General features: G+C 48.4%; 13 protein-coding genes. 1 reads left to right on the forward strand and 12 read right to left on the reverse strand.

Annotated features, from left to right (window positions below):
• Positions 1-255: 255 nt before the first annotated feature.
• The 8 genes from GXM22_RS10880 to GXM22_RS10915 form a co-directional block, all read right to left on the reverse strand.
• Positions 256-1,779: an oligosaccharide flippase family protein gene (locus GXM22_RS10880; RefSeq protein ID WP_005931097.1), complete on the reverse strand. Its 1,524-nt coding sequence runs from the start codon at positions 1,777-1,779 to the stop codon at positions 256-258.
• A 256-nt stretch (positions 1,780-2,035) separates the two neighbouring features.
• The gene (locus tag GXM22_RS10885; protein WP_005931105.1) at positions 2,036-2,827 is read right to left on the reverse strand and encodes a glycosyltransferase family 32 protein; all 792 of its coding nucleotides are present in this window, start codon (positions 2,825-2,827) and stop codon (positions 2,036-2,038) included.
• Positions 2,828-2,852: 25 nt separating this feature from the next.
• Positions 2,853-3,851, reverse strand: a complete 999-nt coding sequence (locus GXM22_RS10890; RefSeq protein ID WP_157747395.1) for an EpsG family protein — start codon at positions 3,849-3,851, stop codon at positions 2,853-2,855.
• A 53-nt stretch (positions 3,852-3,904) separates the two neighbouring features.
• The gene (locus GXM22_RS10895; protein WP_005931111.1) at positions 3,905-4,837 is read right to left on the reverse strand and encodes a glycosyltransferase family 2 protein; all 933 of its coding nucleotides are present in this window, start codon (positions 4,835-4,837) and stop codon (positions 3,905-3,907) included.
• A 309-nt stretch (positions 4,838-5,146) separates the two neighbouring features.
• Positions 5,147-5,713 (reverse strand): beta-1,6-N-acetylglucosaminyltransferase, encoded by a 567-nt coding sequence (locus tag GXM22_RS10900; RefSeq protein WP_005931117.1) that lies wholly within the window; start codon positions 5,711-5,713, stop codon positions 5,147-5,149.
• Between the two features lie 2 nt (positions 5,714-5,715).
• Positions 5,716-6,537 carry a glycosyltransferase family 2 protein gene (locus GXM22_RS10905; RefSeq protein ID WP_005931120.1) on the reverse strand — a complete coding sequence of 274 codons (822 nt, stop codon included), beginning with the start codon at positions 6,535-6,537 and terminating at the stop codon, positions 5,716-5,718.
• Positions 6,534-7,895 carry a sugar transferase gene (locus tag GXM22_RS10910; RefSeq protein WP_005931123.1) on the reverse strand — a complete coding sequence of 454 codons (1,362 nt, stop codon included), beginning with the start codon at positions 7,893-7,895 and terminating at the stop codon, positions 6,534-6,536. Before GXM22_RS10910 ends, GXM22_RS10905 begins: the two co-directional genes overlap by 4 nt.
• Entirely contained in the window at positions 7,876-10,188 is a 2,313-nt protein-coding gene (locus GXM22_RS10915; RefSeq protein WP_147585084.1) for a Helicase associated domain protein, read from the reverse strand. Before GXM22_RS10915 ends, GXM22_RS10910 begins: the two co-directional genes overlap by 20 nt.
• Before the next feature lie 282 nt (positions 10,189-10,470).
• Here GXM22_RS10915 and GXM22_RS10920 point away from each other — a divergent pair, with 282 nt between their 5' ends.
• Positions 10,471-11,625 carry a tyrosine-type recombinase/integrase gene (locus GXM22_RS10920; protein WP_005931132.1) on the forward strand — a complete coding sequence of 385 codons (1,155 nt, stop codon included), beginning with the start codon at positions 10,471-10,473 and terminating at the stop codon, positions 11,623-11,625.
• 137 nt (positions 11,626-11,762) lie between these two features.
• Here the strand turns inward: GXM22_RS10920 and GXM22_RS10925 are convergent, their stop codons facing one another.
• From GXM22_RS10925 to GXM22_RS10940, 4 genes are all read right to left on the reverse strand, one after another.
• Positions 11,763-12,455, reverse strand: a complete 693-nt coding sequence (locus GXM22_RS10925) for a tyrosine-type recombinase/integrase (protein WP_005931136.1) — start codon at positions 12,453-12,455, stop codon at positions 11,763-11,765.
• 156 nt (positions 12,456-12,611) lie between these two features.
• Positions 12,612-13,643 carry a type I glyceraldehyde-3-phosphate dehydrogenase gene (gene gap / locus GXM22_RS10930; protein ID WP_005931138.1) on the reverse strand — a complete coding sequence of 344 codons (1,032 nt, stop codon included), beginning with the start codon at positions 13,641-13,643 and terminating at the stop codon, positions 12,612-12,614.
• Positions 13,644-13,818: 175 nt separating this feature from the next.
• A complete protein-coding gene (locus GXM22_RS10935; protein ID WP_005931141.1) occupies positions 13,819-14,625 on the reverse strand; it encodes a hypothetical protein in 807 nt (268 codons plus the stop codon).
• On the reverse strand, positions 14,625-15,995 hold the full coding sequence (locus tag GXM22_RS10940; protein WP_005931146.1) for a citrate synthase: 1,371 nt from the start codon (positions 15,993-15,995) through the stop codon (positions 14,625-14,627). Before GXM22_RS10940 ends, GXM22_RS10935 begins: the two co-directional genes overlap by 1 nt.
• Between the last annotated feature and the right edge of the window lie 91 nt (positions 15,996-16,086).

Below are 16,086 nucleotides of genomic sequence, written 5' to 3' on the forward strand. Positions count from 1 at the left end.
TCTCCGGACGTGATTTTGAGCCATGGTGTGGGAAATGTAGTCATTTATGTTTGATATGGAGCAATTTCACTTCCTTCGAACCACGATAATTGTCAAAGTAGTTGTCAGTAAAAATATATTTTACTTGCAGGTCATCAGATATTGTTCTGTACCTGACGTGAGGGTTCCTCCCTTCACAACATTTACTGCGTAAGAAATCTGCCAAGAGCAGAACGCTCCTGGCAGCAAAAATTTTTATTTTACTTCATTTGTAAGTTACAATCTTGACTTTCTTCTTGTTTTTAAAAGCCTCTGCAGCAGCTCACGCTCTGCCGGATCAGCTGCAAACAAAAACATTACTGCGCCGTACACTATGGTATAGAGGAGAATACCGAGGCCCAATTGTATTACAGATACCGGATCATGCCAAATCATTCCCTTGATGAAACATGCAGCCCCGGTGAGAAGAACTGCCAAACTTATGATGCCAATTGTAGTTTTCCAGAACTTTATCATGTTCAGGCCGACTCTTTTCTGAAAAAACCAGTTCATTATCAATCCACTGGTCAGAAACATCGAAATTCCTGTGGAAAGTGCCGCACCGGTAATCCCAATCCTGCGTGCGAATAACACTGTTGTTATAATGTTCAGTAGTGCACTTAGCAGGTAAATCTTCGCGCGAAAGCCATACTGTCCTTTGACCTGTAGAATGCATAATCCAAGGTTTTGTGCCAGATCAACAGAGAACGGCAGCATTACAATGATTGCAACCCAATAGGCTGCCTCATAGCCTTCGCCGACCCATACAAGCAGAAATTCACGACCAAAAATGATGAAGCCGGACAAAACCAGCAGTATCACAAAAAATGTAGCCCTTCCAACCCGAATAAACAGATCCGAAACCTTCTGCAATCCATTTTCTTCCTGATACAACACACTGACTCGCGGGTAAAAAACACCTGCGATCTGTGTCCCAAACTGCATATAGATCATGTAGATCTGCGCACCAACAGAGTATACCGCAACAACTGCGGTGCTGAACATTTTGCCCAAAATGACCTGATCTGTTTTCCAGAAAATCTGATCTGCGATGCATCCGATCAGGATGGCCGAAGACAAGGTCAAAATTTCTTTTGCCACTTTTGAATTCGGTTTCAGCGTCGGAATCCGGATTTCTAACCTGCACTGAACATACCACCAGCGAAACAGGATGTTGACCAAATTCAAACCTGCAATGACTGCTGTCACAGACATTGCATAAGGGAGCCTCATCACGCAGAGGATCACAAGCAGTGGCTGAACTGTCTGAAGTAAGATCCCGGAAATTTTCAAAAACACAAAGCGTTCCTGCCCTGTGATCACTGTCAGATAGACTGAACTCAACAGAGTTGCAACCATATTGCAGAACAGCATCCCAAGGATGATGGTGCTCTCCTGGAGTTCCGCCCCCGTAAAGGAACTGGCATAAAAAGCCCGGAAGCCTAAAATTACAACAACTCCAAGCCCTGTCATTCCGGCTGCCATCAGCCGATAGATGCTGCGTGCTGTGGAAAGAATTTCCCTTGCCAACTGTTCATCCTGTTTTCCAAGTGCATTGCAGTAATTGCGCAGGACTCCCGCAGACATACAGGATTCAAATACCGTGACATACGAGAAAAAGGAGCCAACGATTTGATAAAGACCGTATTCACTTTGGCCAAGGTAATGCAACAATACCGGAACATAGATAATGTTGACCAGAACATTTAAAATGACTTGAATATATGACAGAACTACACCGGTTCTACGTTCAGTGTTCATTTATTTTCTTAACAATTCCTTTAATAGTTTTTCTTATTTTGCGATAGTATTTCGGCGGCGCAACATTTGATGCTGTCATATAGATTTTCAGCCTCATCGTTAACGGTTCCTTTTTGAGATATGGATTGTTTCGCCATTCCGGAAAACATTGATCAATCCACTGCCGATTTTCCCGAATCAAGCTGTACTCTCCATGATAGCTGCTCAGTACTCGTTCCGTGTTATAATACAACGCATGCTGTTCATAGACTTTTCCCTACTGATTTTTACTCTTCATGATTCCATTGTATTCTAATTTTCTTTTAAGTCGAAACGGAAGAACTAATACCGCGCTAACTTTCTGTCCAACATTTACTCCAAAACGCTCAATACATTTTTTATTGATCGCCGCAATTTGCTTATCCGTTTTTCCATACCAAGATGCCGCATAATGATGGATAGTTCTCGTATTTTTAGTTATATTTAATTCACCACTTTTGTAATTCATCGGGCAAAAATACTCTGGCGGATAAATCGTAATACCCTCTACCGTTTGAATTTCTCTATCCGGTTTCCATCCGTGTTGCACCAAAATCTGTGTCGTATAAGTCACAATTGTTGTTGTATCAATCGCACCATTCTGATTTCGGAAATGCCGCTTTTCATAAAAATCAAGCATTTCTTTGTATATGCCTAATCCGGGATTAGCAGCCATGCCTAATCCGGGTGCTACAGTATATCGAGTTTCGCAGCCCAAAAAAGCCCCCTGTTTTAAAATTTCATTCAGCGGTTTAATAATTTCGACATCAGTATCAAAATAAATGCCACCCTTATGATACAAAATCCAAAATCTTGCATAATCGCTCACAAATGCCCACTTTTTTGCCTCATAAGCTTCCCGAACATAATCGCAGCAGTTCAAGTCGAAATTGCTTTCATTCCACTCTCTAATTTCATATTCCGGGCAGTACTTTTTCCATGATGCAATGCACTTTTGCGCCAACTCTGGAAGAGGATTTCCTCCAAACCAGCAATAATGGATTATCTTCGGAATTTTCTGATTCATCATTTTTTCATCCTAACCTTCTACTTTTTCATTCCCAAAAGAATTGATACGGCATAATTCCTTGGGCACTTTGCGCTATCATCAAGAACTCATAGAGAACGAGAAAAACTATCACACATATATTCACTATCTTCGCTTGTTTTCTGTTTTTCATTTCCACAATCAAATTTGGCAGTATCGTCATCACACTTCCCGTAAAATAATACGGAATTCGATTTACAATTTGCACTGAAAGTGAAATCCAATAGAACAGAACACCTACTGCCAACATTTCATACTCGATTTTGAACTTTCTTTTTTTTGTAGATTTTGCCCCCATACTTAAGATCGTACAAAACATTAAGATGATCAAAAACAGCGCAGGGTGAAGAACATTTCCAGCGTTCGCATATTCGGTCTGCAAATAGCTCGAATATCCAATCAGTCTTGCCCCGATTTCCGTTAATATTCTTCCGAAAACTGCACAAATACCACATAACGCTACAATCATTATAGACAGCGACAAATTTATCTTACATTTCACAAAGGAAATCGGAAGTAGCAAAAAGAAAACTGCAGCACTCGAATGGAAACTCATTGCTATCAAAATGATCAATATATACCGAAAATATTTTCTCTCATCCAGCAAACTCACTGCTTGCAGAACAATTCCTATCGCCAACGCTTGCCGCACCAGACTGAACTCTAGGAAATAGAACATTAAACTCGCAAAAATGTATATTGAAAGGTATATATCTTTCGAATTTCGGATTATATAACGATAAAACAACACCATAGTCGGTATTGCCCATGCTGCCAGATATTCCGTATATGTTGTGCATATGTTACCTAGCAGATGTATATACGCTCTGCTGCCCGCCTCAATCCAATAGATTTCAATATCATTTTTGCTCCATTCAAGCAGTTGAATATACATCGCTGTGTCTATACCAACCGTTTTTTTTCTCAATGAAACAATAGCCGCTAACTGAAGAAAAGTAATTATTACGAAAAGCTTTTTCCCGCATTTTAAGAATCGTCTTTTCAACACGAAGCCTTCTGCAATCATCAAAAAATAATTTATTATAAAAATCATATCATTCAAATGCACTCTAATGTCAGCAATACTTTTCTGCTCAGCGGCATTTTTGACGTAAGTAGCTGGAAGTAATCTTTTCGGACTTCACTCTTCAGTCTTTTGTAAATACTTTTTAGATTTTTATTTTTCTTATCATATCCACGAATTAGCATTTTAGAAAGCATTGTAAAATTTGCTCTTTTTCTCGCCAAAATAGCAAATCTCAAATAATCCGGCTGTTCCTGTTCAGTGCGAGTTACAACACGATCCCATACGGAAAGATAGTCCAAATCTTTTTCCGAAAAAGTAGAACGTGTAATTCCACTGTTATTCACAAAATAATGATGTAGGATTTGATTTGTTTCCACCATAAAATCTGCTCTTGTATAAAACTCATAACATGCTTCTACGTCTTCGTTTAAAGTAATTACATACCTAAAGTTTTCTAAAATGGAAGTTTTTATAAGCTTATTCCACACACCTGTATTACTTGGCTCTCCGTTTACCCGAAAAAAATAATCAAACATTTTTCTTTTGTCATAAACGGTTATATATTCTTTTGGCTGAATAACTTGAAAATCGGGGATTGCATCTTGCCTTGAGGCACACGCCGTAATTTTTGCCTGCGGATACTTTTCAAAAAGACTCCTTAAGACTTCGAGAAAGTTCAATTCGATCCAGTCATCGGAATCAATAAAGCATACATATTTTCCGCACATTACATCCATTCCTGCATTTCGCGCAGAACTAAGACCGCCATTTTTCTTGTGAATCACTCGAATTCGCCCATCACGCTCTGCCCACGCATCACATAGGGCAGGACAATTATCCGGAGAGCCGTCGTCAACAAGAATAAGTTCAAAATCAGGATAGGTCTGATTTACAATAGACTCTATGCACCGATCAAGGTATTTTTCAACCTTATAAACTGGAACAATAACACTTATTTCTGGCATCCTTTTTCCTCTCTTCTATCGGCTAACAAAAAAGTCATCAACATCCATATCAACTTTTCGCATTACAAGACATCCACTTTCCTTCGCTTGTGGAAAGTCACTTGCTCTTAGTATATCCGGACTGTTCGCTCCTTCTGAAAAATGCAAATAAGTCAAGTAGTCTGTTTTCTTGTCTGCATAAGGAGACATCATTACCAATGTCTGAAAGAACGATTCATCCGGACATACGGTATTTTTATAGAATATATAGTAGTCCTCGTGTTGGCCAAGGTAATTTATAATCCACTCCACCGTCTCACCTGTCAACGCCTACCACTGACTCCCAAAATAGAATTCGATTTGCAGTTGTTTACGCATAAAAGACTTCCATGTTCGGTTATATCCGCCTGTTAGCTCTACCCAACCTCTTTTTACGACCTTCTGCCACAGCCTTCTCCCAATCATCCACAGGGGGAAATAGATTTGATTGCGTTTATCCAGATTATTCTGCAAGTGATTCCCGTAATTTTTGCTATCCCAGTACTGAATAAAGTTTTCACCATCATGGTTCTTGAAGAAATTCACAATTTCATCTGCTGAGTACAGCGGCCAATCCTGCCCGCTGGTCAACCAATAGTAATCATATTTTCCGTGCCGATGTGCTTCTTCCACCAAGTTAATCGTTGCAGTCACCATTGAAATCTGTGCCCATTCAACTGACACACGTTTTTCATCCGGAAGCAAAACGATATTGCTTCTTTTTGTAATTTTATTCGCAAAGTCCGCTTTTTTATCAATGTGGATATAGCAATCAATGTCTTGATGGTTCAGTTTGTCCAACAGCAGATTTATCTGCTTCGGATTCTTATGGCACAAAATCAAAATTGCTATTTTCATTCCTATTTCCTCAGCACTTTCTCAAACATAAACTTCCGCAGCCAATTCGGAGCTAACGCCGACCCACTACGAATCACGCAGCTCTTTATGTACTGACCCTTTCCAATGAAGCCTTTCTGCTTCATAAACTTGAACAGCTTTGCCTGCGTCTTGGCATATTTCCAACCAGCACGCCGCAAGTACATATCCGAGCCAGCTCTCATATGGAGCAGCGGCTCCTGAATGTTGTACCCCTGATATCCGGCCATTAGCATCCGGAGCCAAAGGTAATAGTCCTCCAACAAGTAGAAGTCCTGGTAAGAACCAACCGCCTCGACTGCGGATTTTTTATACATCACACAAGGGTGATTAAACGGATTGCGCTTCTTTGCAAATTCTACAATTTCCGCATTTGTCTCCGGTGGCACACGCTTCGCATCGACGGTATTCGGATCAGTAGTAAACTCTTCCACGATGCCAGAGCAGATACTCACTTCTGGATGCTCGTTAAACACAGCAAGCTGTTTCTCACAGCGATCCGGATACGCAATATCATCGCTATCCATCCGAGCAACCAGCTCATTTTTACAGTGCTTGATGCCCTCATTCAGTGCATTGCCAAGTCCACCGTTCTTAGCAAGGCGAACGACATTTAAAGTTATCCCCATCTCTTGCTGCTTTTTGGCAATCACCTTGTCCAGCGCATCATTCAGTGGTCCGTCACATACCAGTATGAAATCATCAGTTGGGAACGTCTGTGATTGAACACTTTCAATTGCTTGCTCGAAGTATTCTGGCTTTTCCTTATAATAAACGGACATCAAGACACTGTAATTCTGCATCATTCTTCTGTCTCCTGTCCCATCGCCGTAGTCGCACCTTCTGCCACGCCCTCAGTACTCTCCGGCATAAACAGGATCTTCACGGTCGCCAGCATGATTTTCAAATCCTCGATCAGGCTGGGATGCGCAATGTACATCAGATCCATCTGCAGCTTATCGTAGGGGGTGGTGTTATACTTGCCGTACACCTGTGCATAGCCGGTCAGACCCGCCTTGGCCTGCAGCCGCAGAGCAAACTCCGGCATTTCCTCACAATACTGGGCAGCGATCTCAGGGCGTTCCGGGCGTGGGCCTACAATGGACAAGTCTCCCTTCAAGATATTGAGAAGCTGGGGCAGCTCGTCCAGACGGCAGGCGCGGATGATATGACCGACCTTCGTGATACGGTCATCTTTGTCACCAGTGGAAAGACGCGCCACACCGTCTTTTTCGGCATCCACACGCATGGAGCGGAACTTCAAAATCTCGAACTGCTTACCGTCTTTGGTCAGGCGAACCTGCTTGTAAAAAGCAGGACCACCATCGGATTTGACTGCAATAGCCGTAATCAGAAACACCGGACTCAGGATAACCAGTGCCACCAGCGAGATCACAATATCCATGGCACGCTTGATAAACAAGAACTCCGGGCTTGCCATGTAGCGGCCCACACGCAGCATGGGCAGATGGAACATATGCATCGGCTGGGCACCGCTCATAATCACATCGCCCACACGAGGGATCACGAACACATTGATGCCCTGCCCTACGCAGTATTTCAGGATGATATTGCGCTCATGGCTGTGGACACCGCTGATGAACACGCTCTGCATTCCATCCAGCAGGCTCAGGTCGTTCAGGCATTCCTCAACGTTCAAGGTCATCTTGACATCGTATTTTTTTGAAAGACCGTACTCATTGATGAGCTTTTCCAATCCATGACGAACATCATAAACGACTGCAGTCGGCTGGGCCTGGAACGTATTAAAGTACCATCCATGCGCCAACTTCGCCCAGATTGAGGCCATCAGGATCTGTCCGGCAATCGCTGCGATGCCCGGCAGAAGATTGCAGAGCCGCCGGGCCATCAGGCAGATGACAACGTACAGAATGCCATCGGTTGCCATGGCTGCCAGTACCTGTCCATAGATCAACTCTGAAATGCGCTGCAAAGACATCCAGAACGCATCGTAGACTTTACCCAGCAGAAAGAACAACACTGCAAACAGACCGATCATGGTCCAGTTGCCCCTCCAGCCAAACTTTGCATAGACCTGATACGAGTAGTACAGCTCCCAACAAAGTGCAAACGGAATCGTGATCATCACCAAATCGATGATTTTTACGATCTTCAACATCACATCATGCTGAAATTTTGACATAATACCCCAATAACTCCTTTAGCTTTTTCTTTTGCTCTTCGCTCAACTTTTCCGACCCGCTTTGCAGCAGCCGTTTCTGGTTGTACACCCATCGGCTCAGCCAAATGCCATCCGCAGTCTTGTATTTTGCTGGAATCTCCAGATTTCCATGGCATCTTTTATACTCCTGCGCCAGCTCGAACCGGTGCTGCCACGGGTCCGGTTTCTCCCACTGCATTCCGATGGCATCCAGCAACTCCATGCGCTCTTGTGATAAAATTGCATTGCTCTTCTCCGGATTCCGATATGCATACTGCTGCCGCCGCACCCATTTTCCAAGGGCATAGCCCTCCGGCGAAACATAGGCCACCGGGACATCAAGGTCTCCATTTGCCTCAAAATAACGCTTGGCGGCACCATAGACCTCGTTCCACTGGCGGTCATTACGGTTTCCCCAATAGATTCCTATTTTTTCCAGACGACCGATTTGGTCTTGGGAAAGCATTTCTTTTGCATATGCCGTCCTCTGATTCAAAATCCACGCACCCAGCTTTTCGCCCTCTTCAGTCGTGTAATTGACAGGAACATTCAAGTCGCCGTGCTTGGCGGCATAATTCATAGCAAGTGCATACCCCTGTTCCCATCGGACATCAAATACCTTCCATGCCATCCCCAACTGATCCAACTGTCGGATGCGTTCTTCCGTCAGCTTTCCATCGCTTCGGCGTTTCCGCGCATTGTTGATCCACTTTCCCAGAGGATAGTCATCTTTCGTTTTGTATTTCGCCGGAACCTGCAAATTCCCAAACTGTTCCCGAAATTTTCTCGCTTCTTCCAGACCACGTTCCCACGCGGCATCGTTGCGGTTGCCCCACTCCATCCCGATGCTGTCCAGCCGTGCGATTTGCTGTTCGGTCAAGTTCCCCGGAATCTGTCCCGCACGAACACGGCGCTGGGTCGTCAGCCATTCGCCAAGGCTCAATCCCGCCGGTGTGGTATAACGCTTTGGAATATTCAGGCTGCCATGCTCCGCATAGTAAATGCTTGCTTCCGAAAAATAATGGTCCCAACTAGAGGCCAAGCTTGCCTGCAGCCGCTCAAACAGCACCCGACAGTCATGCACCTGCTCGACAACTTCAAACCGTTCGGTGATGATCCTATCGCCCTCACCGTTGGCATTCAGGCGGTAGACTGCCTCCTGCATCTCGCCCTGTAACCCAGCAATGCTGCACAGACCCTCGAAGTTGTTGACTACATCGAGGATAAGCGGTGTAGAATTTTCCCCCGCAGTTAGTGCGCGGCCAATCTGCTGCTTGTAGATGATGGGTGAAATGGTGGGCCGGAACAGGATGACACCTGAAATGCCTTCTACATGAACTCCCTCGTTGAGCATGTCGATGCAAAACAGCAGCTTCAGGCGGTCACTTTCATCGGCCTTGAAGTCGGCAAAAGCCTTGTCTGTACCGGGGTCATCCGAGTAGGCTTCGTAGACCGCCACTTCCGGATTCACCTTTGCAAACCACTCCGGCACATGAGAGATCATTTCGTCCATGTGCTCCTTGTTGGCGCAGAACACGATGTACTTTCCAGACTTGTTCGTGATATGATGAGCGAAAACCTTATCTAATCCATCTGCTTGTTCCAAGGCGCGGCGCAGGGCATCCAGATATTTTTGATTTACGTCCTGAATCCCAGCAGAACGCAGATTATCCACTCTTGTCTGATAGTGTGCCAAGTCTTTCTGGTACTGATAGACGGTAGTCACATAGTTCGGAGCAGGCAAAATACCCCTGACGATTGCTTCGCCAAGGGTCATGTCGCTCGCAACACGGCTGTCAAAAAGCTCTTCGGCCATGTCACGGTTATTATCCAGATATCGGATGTTTGTCGCTGTCAAGCCCAGCAGTCTTGCGTCCGGGCATAACCTTAATAAAGCCACCGTGCTTTCGCCCCAGCATTCCGCACCGGCACGGTGGAATTCGTCCAATATGATATAAGATGGCTGAAGTCCAGCGATTTCTGCAAGCTGGCCTTCGGTACAGCACATCAGCTTCGCATAGGTGTAAAAATGGACGTTCGCCAGCGGAAAATCCGGGTCGTTCCTTTTCAGGCTCTCCAGCTGTGTCTTGAAGATATATTCACTGGGAGAAAGCCAGATCACAACCTTCTCCGGGTTGTCCTCGATCAGCTTGAACGCAATATAGCTCTTTCCGGTACCAGTGGGATGAACAATGGCGGCCTTGCCATACTGCTCCATCATCCGGACTGCCGCATGATATGCTTTCTCGTTGTGTTCAAACAGACGCAGTGCCACCTTGTTCACCCCTTTCCGCAATTCAGGGGTATCCTTCACAGTGAAAATGGAGGATACCGTTCCTTTGACATCATTGTCTATAATCTCATCTTATTTTATCATGGTTATATCTGGGATTCAATAGAAATCATCATAAATGTATCACATTTGACCCTGAAAAAACATCGCGAAGGCCGGATTGTTTTTGTGTCATGCCCAGTTCTGTATAATAATTCCAGCTGCAAACGAAGAATGAGAAAATAAGGGGTCAGATGAGGGTCTAAACAGCAGGAGGAAACAGCGATGGCGCGACGGGGAGAAAACATTCGCAAGCGTAAGGACGGTCGGTGGGAAGGCAGGTACATCAAAGCGCGCACACCGGAGGGGAAGATCCAGTGGGGTTACGTTTACGGAACGGCCTATGTGGAGGTCAAACGGGTGCTGATTCAAAGGAAAGCCGAGGAGGGCTTCTACAACCTGAATCGAACTGACCTGACCTTTGAAGCACTGGCCGAGGTATGGCTGCATTCCCTGCGGAACAGTATAAAAGAATCCACCTATGCGCATTATTCATACACACTGCACAAGTATCTTCTTCCGGTTTTGAGCAAAGTGCCCATTGCATCCCTTGAGGAAAGCTTTCTGGAGCGGGCCATGCAGCAGATCGTTGCGCCCACAGATGCCGCACACAAACCGCTGGGAAACTCCTCTGCCCGGGAATGTCTCTCCATGCTGCGCCGCATCTGCAAATATGCCGCTCATTTACGTCTGATTCGTCCAATGGAGCTGGAAGTTGCGTTGCCAAAAGCCAGCGACAAAATTTCTGCGCCTCTCTCCCCGGCGGAACAGCAACGACTTCATCAATATGTACAGGCGAACCCTACGCCTCGCAAAATTGGCTTACTACTGGGGCTGGAATTGGGGCTTCGAATTGGTGAGATTTGCGGCCTGCAATGGGGCGATTTTGACCTGAAACTTGGCACGCTGAAGATCAACCGGACGGTCTGCCGAATTTCCTGCGGAAACGGTCATACAAAGGTGGTCATCCAAACGCCCAAAACCCGCACCTCCCGCCGGGAAATTCCAATCCCGAATCAGCTGCTTATTATGCTGAAAAAGCTGCGCGGAAAAGCCAGCAATGCTGCATGGTTCCTGTCCGGCAGCGAGTCCAAGCCAACCGAACCCCGCTGCTATCGGAAAAGCATCAAAGCGTATCTGAAGCAGGCGACCGTCCGGCAAGTACGTCCGCACGCGCTGCGACACACCTTTGCTACCACCTGTTTGCAGGCGGGGTGTGATGTAAAGACCCTCAGCGAATTGTTGGGACATGCCAACGCCAACATCACCTTGCAGCGCTATGTGCACTCTGACCTGACCCGAAAGCGCCGGGAGATGAACCGGATATTTTCACGTCAGGTGTCTATGAGGGGCAGAAAAGCGCTGAATCTGTTGGAATAACGCCAGATTTTGTCCATGGCCCTCCATTTTCCATGTGGAGGATACTTTTTTCTTTTTTGAGCAACCTTCTCCTTAACGCAAAAAGGCCCCTGCCCATCACATTTCTGTGAAAGGCAGAGGCCTTCTGTTGATAGATTTTAATGTTTCAGCATCCGGGCAACCGCTTCATCCGTCAAAGGCTTCCCGTTTTTGCTGAGAAACAGGTTCTTGTGGCGACTGGGGTATTCCTTTAAATAGGCATCCCGTAGGGTACGATACTTCATCAGCTGCTTGGACAGCGCAGGCGACTTTGGCACCACGCGTTCCTTGCTGCCCTTGCCATGCTTGACCAGAATATAGTCCGGTTTGATGTCTTCCGGCTCCATCAGGATCATCTCATTGCAGCGCATCCCGGTGTCGAACAGCAGCATAATGATGGTCTTATTCCTCACCGACAGGAAATCTGTCCCATCGTAAAATCGGATCATCCGCCTCATCTCATCCACTGTAAAGGTATCAATGATGGTTTTGGGCTGACGAAGAGGCTTCACCTTCTTGGCCGGGTTATCCCGTTCATCCAGATAGCCTTCGGTCACCAGATAATTGAACCAAGTCCGCCAGACTTTGAGCAGATCATTGATGTACCGTGGCGTGCTGCCCATGTCCTGCTTTTCCTTCATCAGATCCCGGATGTGGTGTGGCTTGACCTCCTCCAGTTCGGTGATCCGTCTCAATTCCAGAAAGTCCACCAGGAATCGTGTCGCTGCCCGGTAGTTGCGCAGGGAGCCTTTGGCAAGATGGCGGCATTCGCAGTCGTACAGAAATTCATCGCGGAGATCCTTCAAACACATAAAAAACACCCTTCCTCTCACGGAAACCCGCAAAAGGAAGGGTATTGAACTCGTTATCCTGTTGTCGTACCAATCACAGCATGTTCGTACCAGCAAAGCCGGTACCAGCCGTCATTCAGCACGGCACTTCAAGCACTTTTGAGCGTAGAGCTGTAATTAGCAGTTCTCAGCGAAGTACTTAATGGTACGGACCATCTGAGAGGTGTAGGAGTTCTCGTTGTCGTACCAGGACACGACCTGAACCTGATAGGTGTCGTCGTCGATCTTAGCGACCATGGTCTGGGTAGCGTCGAACAGAGAGCCGTAACGCATGCCGATGACATCGGAAGAAACGATCGGATCCTCGTTGTAGCCGAAGGACTCAGAGGTAGCAGCCTTCATAGCAGCATTGATGGACTCCTTGGTGACATCCTTGCCCTTGACAACGGCAACCAAGATGGTGGTAGAGCCGGTGGGAACGGGCACACGCTGAGCAGAGCCGATCAGCTTGCCGTTCAGCTCGGGGATGACCAGGCCGATAGCCTTAGCAGCGCCGGTGCTGTTGGGAACGATGTTCTGTGCGCCAGCACGAGCACGGCGCAGGTCGCCCTTGCGCTGAGGACCATCCAGGATCATCTGGTCGCCGGTGTAAGCATGAACAGTGGTCATGATGCCGGAAACGATGGGGTAGGTCTTGTTCAGGGTGTCAGCCATGGGAGCCAGGCAGTTGGTGGTGCAGGAAGCAGCAGAGATGACCTGATCCTCAGCGGTCAGGGTCTTCTCGTTGACGGAGAAGACGATGGTCTTCAGGTCGTTGCCTGCGGGAGCAGAGATAACGACCTTCTTTGCGCCAGCCTGGATGTGAGCCATGCTCTTCTCCTTGCTGGTGTAGAAGCCGGTGCACTCCAGAACGACATCAACGTTCAGCTCGCCCCAGGGAGCATCCTTTGCGTCCTTAACAGCATAGATCTTGATCTCCTTGCCGTCGACGATGATGGAATCCTCGGTAGCCTCGACAGTGTGCTTGCCTTCGCCGATCTTGCCGCAGAAGGAACCCTGAGCGGTATCGTACTTCAGCAGGTGAGCCAGCATCTTGGGGCTGGTCAGATCGTTGATTGCAACGACCTCGTAACCCTCAGCATCAAACATCTGACGGAAAGCCAGACGGCCAATACGACCAAAACCATTGATAGCAACTCTAACAGCCATGTTAATAGTACCTCCTAAATGTTCTTACCCTTTTATCGGATAATAATCACGGTATCTTTATTATAGACCAAATTGCGGAAACCTTCAAGTGCCCGCCAAAAAATTAACAAGGTAATTTCACACTTTTTTGTTTTTGAACGATTTTCACAGCTTTTATGGGAATCTTTTCAGCAATTCAACCAACGGCGTGTCGGGGTATTGCAGGCCTTCCGTCACTTCCTGCCACCCGCGCCACAGTGAAAAGCCCCAGCGCGCCGATGCAGCACATGCCAAAGCCAAACAGCACCTCGGGCAGGTCAGCTACCGTGATGCCGTGGAACAGCAGCACCAGCACCCGGGGCAGTTCCCAGCAGAAGCAGAGCAGGAACGTGCAGATCCCGGCCTCGCACAGCTGGCAGCCGTTGGACGTTTCCGGCAGCCAAAGGGCGCGGACCATCGCCGAAAGAAACACCAGCGCAGCCAGCATCTGCCAGACCATGGCAGTCGGTTCCACCCGGTGCCAGCTGGAGCTGTTCTCCATAAAGCGGCTCAGCACCCCCCAGTAGAACACCGCCGTGCCAAGCACCGCCGGGGTCATGCTCCGGCCGGGCAGACGGTATTCTCCCTTATGCGTCCAGCTGCGGCCCAGCCGGATCAGCCAGACAGCGCACACCACCTCCAACACGGCACGCACCAGCGCGCCAACGCCGGTCATGCCCACTGCCAGACGCACCGCACCGGCCAGGCCGACACACACGCCGCCCAGCACCGATGTGATCCCCACCGGCCTGCACGCACTGCGCAGAACAAGGGGCTGGCGGGCCAGCTTCCGGGCGGCAATGATACCAACGACCAGCGCCGCCCACAGGCCGCCGTACCGCAGCCAGACAGAGCCCGCTGTGCACAGGCCGGTGTTCCAGTCCGTCCACAGGGCCAAGTCAAGCCCGCGCCCAATGGCAAGGGCACCACCACAGGTGAAAATCAGCACAAATAAAGCGTTCATCAGCGTTCCTCGATCGGTTTATATTTCTGGCGCACGCCCAGATACTTATAGGCGGGCCGGATGATCCGGTTGGCAAAAATGACTTCCTCCACCCGGTGTGCGCACCAACCCGGCACACGGGCAATGGCGAACAGCGGGGTGTAGATATCCTCAGAGATGCCCAGCATGTTATAGATCAGGCCGCTGAACAGGTCCACATTGGCGCACACCGGCTTGCTGCTGCCCTTTTCCTCGGCAAAGATATCGGGAGCCAGCCGCTCGATGCTGCACAGCATGTTGTACTCTTCCTCAAAGCCCTTCTCGTAGGCCAGGTGCTTGGCGCGCTCCTTCAGAATGACCTCACGAGGGTCGCTCATGGTATAGACCGCATGGCCCATACCGTAGATCAGGCCGGAGCCGTCGCCCGCCTGCTTGCGCAGGATGCGGCGCAGATACTCGCGCACCTCGTCGTCGTCCTCCGGGTGCTCCACATGCTTGAGAATATCCTGCAGCTGGCGGTTGACCATCAGGTTGGCACCGCCGTGCTTGGGGCCCTTCAGCGCGCCAATGGCGGCTGCAATGGCCGAGTAGGTATCGGTGCCCGAGGAGGACAGCACACGGGCGGTAAAGGTGGAGCAGTTGCCGCCGCCGTGGTCAGCGTGGACCAGCAGGCACATATCCAGCAGTTTGGCTTCCTCGTGGGTGAACTTCTGGTCCGGGCGGTAGGTGCTCAGGATGTGCTCTGCCGTGCTCTGGCCGGGCTTGGGCATGTGGAAGAACATGCTCTGCTTGTCATAATAGCGGCGCTTCATCTGGTAAGCGTTCACCATCATGGTGGGCATACTGGCGATCAGATTGATGCTCTGGTTCAGGATATTCTCCAGCGTCAGATCCTCGGCATGCTCGTCGTAGGAATACAGGCCCAGCACGCACCGCTGCATCTTGTTCATAATATTGGGCGAAGGAGCATTCATGGTATCCATAAAACCATCGGGCAGGGCACGGTGCTCTGCCAGCAGCTCGCAGAAATCGTCCAGCTGCTCCTGGGTGGGCAGGCTGCCGAACAGCAGCAGCCAGATGACCTCTTCAAACACAAAGCGGTCGTTGCGGTAGGCCTCATTCACGATCTCGTTGATGTCCACGCCGCGGTAGATCAGACGGCCCGGAATGGGAATGACATGCCCTTCCTGATCCTTTTTGTAGCCCACAACGTCACAGACATTGGTCAGGCCTGCCAGCACACCGGTACCATCCGGGTTGCGCAGGCCGCGCTTGACACCGAGACGCTCACTCGTCTCCGGGTCGATGTAGTTGTTTGCCAGATACTCTTCACACAGCGTCCGCATGGTCTGCGGGTCCAGCGACGCTACTTCTGCATGGGTATAGTTCATGCGCGAATTCCCCTTTCTCTTATTTCTCTCTTATATACTTTCCGGCCATCCACCATGATGGCACACCCTTATGATAGCGCTTTTGTGAAGT

This window comes from Faecalibacterium duncaniae (genome assembly GCF_010509575.1).
In the GTDB taxonomy this organism is placed as follows: domain Bacteria; phylum Bacillota; class Clostridia; order Oscillospirales; family Ruminococcaceae; genus Faecalibacterium; species Faecalibacterium duncaniae.